This window comes from Paenibacillus sp. CMM36 (genome assembly GCF_053570945.1).
The window spans coordinates 1-5,596 of the sequence record NZ_JBSEDY010000041.1; the positions used below are offsets into that span (position 1 = coordinate 1).

1 protein-coding gene is annotated in these 5,596 nt (G+C 53.9%); it reads right to left on the reverse strand.

The window, feature by feature from the left end; translation table 11 throughout:
• On the reverse strand, positions 1–5,596 hold a 5,596-nt coding region (locus tag ACWA2B_RS27700), incomplete at both ends, for an amino acid adenylation domain-containing protein (RefSeq protein WP_449292857.1).

Genomic DNA, 5,596 nt, shown 5'->3' on the forward strand with positions numbered 1-5,596 from the left:
TTTTCCCGTTCGGTGTCAGCGGGAAACGATCCAGTTGTACCACATACGTCGGGATCATGTAATCGGGCAGCTTCGGCTGCAGCGCATTCCGTAGCTCCGGCAAACTCAGGGACGCTGAAGCTATGATGTAGGCACACAGGTCCTTGTGTCCGTCTTCGTTTTCCCATGCTGTGACCACGGCTTTCTGAATGCCATCCACGGTCAGCAGCTGCGCTTCCACCTCACCCAGCTCGATCCGGTAACCCCGGATTTTCACCTGGTGGTCGATCCGGCCCAAATACTCAATACTGCCGTCTGGCATCCACCGTGCCAAGTCGCCCGTGCGGTACATCCGGTTTGCGTGAGTGCTGTCCGCTGGATCGGTTGCTGCCGCATCAGCGAACGGATTCAGGACGAACTTCTCTGCCGTCAGCTCCGGCAGGTTCAGGTATCCTCGTCCCACACCTGCACCCCCGATATAAAGTTCACCTGCGATACCGATCGGCACCAGCTGTTGCTGGCTGTTCAAGATGTACACAGACTGGTTCGCGATCGGCGTTCCGATGGATACCGTATGCTCCCCTTTTTCCAGCAATGCGTTCAGGGACTCCACATCTTCAATCGTATAAGCGGTCGCATCTACCGTCGTTTCGGTCGGACCGTACACGTTCGTAATCACCGGACGATACCCGGACCACTTGTGCAGGAACACTTGTACCAGCTGCACGGATAATGCTTCGCCACCAATCAGGTAATGCTTCACTTCCGGCGCTTCCGTCACACTGACGCTTTCGTTCAAAATATGCAGATGCGCAGGTGTGCCGTCCGACAGATCAATCCGGTGCGTGCGGTAGTAGGCGATCAAATGCTCTCCGCTCAGGCTGACGTCACGGGACACCACATGCAGAGTGTGGCCTAACAGCAAGCTGGCAAAGATTTGCTTCACCGAAGCATCAAATACAAATGCTGACAGCCATGCGACATGAAGCGGCTGTTCGTAACGGCTGTATACTCGTTTCCATAAAGCATCTACCAGATTGCTAACACTGCCCTGCTCGATCATGACCCCTTTCGGCTGACCGGTGGTGCCTGACGTGTAAATCATATAGGCCAGGTTATGCGGGCCGGCGACAGGGATCAGGTTGCTCGCATCCTGTGCTCCCAGTTGAGCTTGAACGTCCTCGTCATCCAAGACTACAGCTCGAACTGTGGATGGCAAGCTGAGCGACAGGTTGGCAACTCTACTTGTAATCACGACCTTGGCCCCACTGTCTTGGAGCATGTAGTCGATGCGCTCCTGTGGATACATCGTATCCATCGGCACATACGCGCCTCCGGCCTTCAGTACCCCCAGAATGCTCACCAGAATATCCGCAGAACGTTCCAGCAATACGCCCACCGGTTGATCTGCTTCGACCCCTTCCGCTCGTAACACACGAGCCAATTGGTTCGCACGCTCATTTAGCTCAGTGTAGGTCAGCGCGGTGGCCCCAGACACAACGGCTATCCGCTCAGGGTTGCGCTTCGCTTGCTCTTCAAAGCGTTCGCTGAGCGAATGGCCTTGTAATGCTCCAAGCACGCTATGCGCATTCGGATCATTGAATACCTTCAGAATCTGCTCGGTTTCTTCTGTTGTAATCAACTCCAGTTCACCCAGCTTCGCATCCGGGTTCACCGCCACAGCTTTGGCCAAGCGAACAAAGTGACGCGTCATCCGTTCTACCGTTTCACGCTCGTACAACGCAGTTGCATACTGCAATCCGAACTGGATACCCGCCTCTTCCTCTCTGGCTTCCAGCGTCAAATCAAACTTCGCTGGCGTTTGTTCCAAGCCGTATGGACGGAAGCTCAGATCTGCCAGTTGCAGTTCGCCTTCCTCAGTGGTTTGCAGGGTAAACATCGTATCGAACAGCGGATGGTGGCTCATATCCCGCTTCACATTTAGCTTTTCCACCAGCTCCTCAAATGGGTAGTCCTGATGTTCATAGGCTTGCAGTGCACAAACTTTCACTTCTTCCACGTAGCTGCGGAAGGTATGTTCCGCTGTCGGATAGTTTCGCAATGCCAGCGTTCCGACGAACATCCCAATCATCGGCTCCAGATCGGCATGCGGTCGTCCGGCAATCGGTGTGCCGACTACGATGTCCTCTTGCCCGCTGTATTGGTGTAAGAGCGCGGTGTACGCCGCCAGCAGCACCATATACAGCGTGGAGCCTGTGTACGCCGCCAGTTCTTTCAGCCGTTCGCTGACTTCACGTTCCAGTCCGAACACCACCGTGTCGCCTGCGGTACTTCGCACCGCCGGACGGGCAAAGTCCGTAGGTAGATCCAGTACAGGCAGTTCACCCCGGAAGGTGCCCCGCCAGTACGCTTCCTGACGTTGCATCCACTCTTGATGGGCTTCGCTTTGCTGCCATACCGCATAATCCTTGTACTGTATACGCAATGGCGAAAGCTCTTCACCGTCATATAAGCGGACAAATTCATCGGTCAGTACTCCCATGGACACGCCATCCGAGACGATGTGGTGCATATCGAGCATGAGTAAATGCTGCGATTCCTGCTCGGTTCCTTGTACGCCCAAATCTACCAAGCCTACCCGCAGCAGCGGAGCGGCTTTCAGATCGAACGGACGTACAAACTGCCGCACCCGTTCTTGTGCTTCCTGGCTGACCATCGTGTCCGTATCCGTGGTTGTATCCTGATCTGTATCCGTAGTCGCACCCTCTACCTGTACCTTTGTATACTCCACCTCGAACGGCACGGTGTCCTCAATCCATTGCACCGGCTCACTGTCCACCAGCTCAAAGCGGGTACGCAAAGTTGCATGGCGGGCGACCAGTTGACGGAACACGTCCTCCACTCGCTTCACGTCCAGCGGACCACTCACTTGCAGCACTGACGGCATGTTGTAGTTCACATCATTCGGGTCGAACTGATGCAGCACAAACAGTCGTTTTTGCGCCGAGGAAAGCGGGTAGAAGCTGCGTTCTTCCGTTACCGGAATGGACGCATACGCCACTTGATCCAGACCTTCCATGACCGTTGCCAGTTGTTCAATCGTTGGCGCTTCAAAAATACTGCGCAGTGGAAGCGGCTTGTTCAGCTCCTTGTGAATTTTCGAGGCCAGCGTCGTCGCCCGCAGCGAGTGTCCGCCAATCTCGAAGAAGTTTTCCTTCACACCGACCTGCGCCAGACCCAGCACATCCTGCCAAATTTGCGCCAGCTTCACTTCTACCCACGTCCGCGGTGCGACATAATCAGCTCCGCTTTGCAGGTTGCCTTCCGGTGTTGGCAGTGCCTTGCGGTCGATTTTACCGTTCGGTGTCAACGGCATCTGCTCCAGCTGTACCAAATACGAAGGCACCATGTAGTTTGGAAGCTCCTCGCCCAGTAAGCTGCGCAGCTCACCAGCGCTCACTTCCCTTTCAGCAACATAGTACGCCACCAATTGGTTTTGCCCCTGTTCGTCCGCCTGGGCCAGTACGATGACCTCTTGTACATCCTCCACTTTCAAAATTTGTGCCTCGACTTCGCCCAGCTCGATCCGGTAACCCCGGATTTTCACCTGATGGTCGATCCGGCCCAAATATTCAATGTTGCCGTCTGGCATCCATCTGGCCAAGTCACCCGTACGGTACATTCGTTCGTAGCCGGCTTCACCAGCCGCAAACGGATTTGGTATAAATTTCTCAGCCGTCAGCTCTGGGCGATCCAGATAACCACGGGCCAGACCCGGACCGGACACGCACAGTTCACCCGCTACGCCTACCGGAGCCAAATGTCCATGCACATCCACCATGTACACCCGATGATTCGGTATAGGGCGTCCGATGGAAATGAGTTGTCCTGCTCTCTCGTCCTCGGATACCGGCCAGACGGACGTCGCCACCGAGTTTTCGGTTGGACCGTAGCCGTTGTAGTACGCCACCTGATCCTTCCACTTGTATACCAATTCTGTTGAGGATGCTGAACCCGCAGTGAACAGAACACGCAGGTATGGCATCCGCTCCGGCTCCAGATACACCGCATAGGTCGGTGGTAACGTCGCCACCGTAATCTGATGTTCTGTCATATAATGTTCGAATCTCTCATAGTCCAAAATCGTCTCTGACGTTGGTACATACAACGTGGCTCCGCAGAACAGCGCCTGGAAGATTTCCCAGCAAGCCGCATCAAACGAATAGCTAGCAAACAGCAACGTATGATCCGACGTGCGGATCTTGAGCGTCTGATCAAAATACGTTTTCAGATTGCATAGACCGCGATGCTCCAACATAACACCCTTCGGCTGCCCCGTCGTACCTGACGTATAAATGACATAGGCCAGATCGTTCGGACCAGACAACGGCTCCAGATTGGAACCATCCTCGTGATACACACCCTGTGCCCCATTCAGCACCAGCACGCTACCGTCGAAAGCCACTTTATCAACCAGATGGTTTTGCGTTAACAACAGCTTCGCACCCGAGTCGTCCAGCATGTAGCGGATACGCTCCTCTGGATAGGTCGGATCGATGGGGACATATGCGCCCCCGGCTTTTAAAATCCCGAAGATGCCCACGATCATGTCCACCGAACGCTCGGTCATCAGACCCACCAGTCGATCCTTCGTCACACCTTGACTACGCAAGGTGCGCGCCAGACGATTCGCACGTTCATTCAGCTCGCGATAGGTCAGCTGCTCTCCTTCAAAGAACAACGCTGGCTGTTCCGGTGTCTGCGCCGTTTGTGTCTCGAACAAGCCATGAATCGTTTGCTCGCTTGGATACTCAGCGGCTGTATTGCCCCATACGCGGAGAATTTGCTCACGCTCCTGCTCACTTACCATATCCAGCTCCTGCACTCGAATGTCCGGCTTCGCTACCACCTGCTCCAACAGCTGTATCAGATGGCCCTGAGTCCGTTCAACAGCTTCACGATCATATAACTTCGCATTGTATTCAAATCGGATTTTCATCGCTTCCTGCGGCATAACGACCAGATTGAAATCATAGTTGGTTTGTTCAATCATGCCGGCATTGCGAATTTCAAAATCCGACGCTGCACCTTCGCCAAGTTGCTCGACCTGCTCCTCCACCGGATAGTTTTCAAACACGATAATGTGGTTGATCAGGTCTTGCTTTTGCTCGGTCAAGGCTTGAATTTCATACAGCGGATACGTTTCATAATCTTGAGAAGTCAGCGCCTGCTTCTGATTCGTTCTGATCAGGTCGGCAAAGGTGTCCTCAGCCCCACTGCGGATACGTATTGGAATGGTGTTAATGAACAAGCCTACCATATTTTCGATCCCCGAAATATCCGCTGGACGACCAGACACTACACCGCCAAAAACAGCGTCGTCACTACCGTTGTACTTTTGGAGCAGCAATCCCCAGGCTGTTTGCAGCAATGTATTCGGGGTCACGTGGTGCTGCTTGGCCACCATTTCCATACGTCCAGTCAAATCCTTGCCCAGATCACACAGGATATGCTCAAATTGTGCATCGCCCGCTTTCACGCCTACTTTTCCGGTCGGAATCGAAGTTTGCTGATCATAGCCGAGCAAATAATCCTTCCAGTAGGAAGCTGCTGCTGCTTCATCCTGTGCTTCAAGCCACTCAATATACTGACTGTA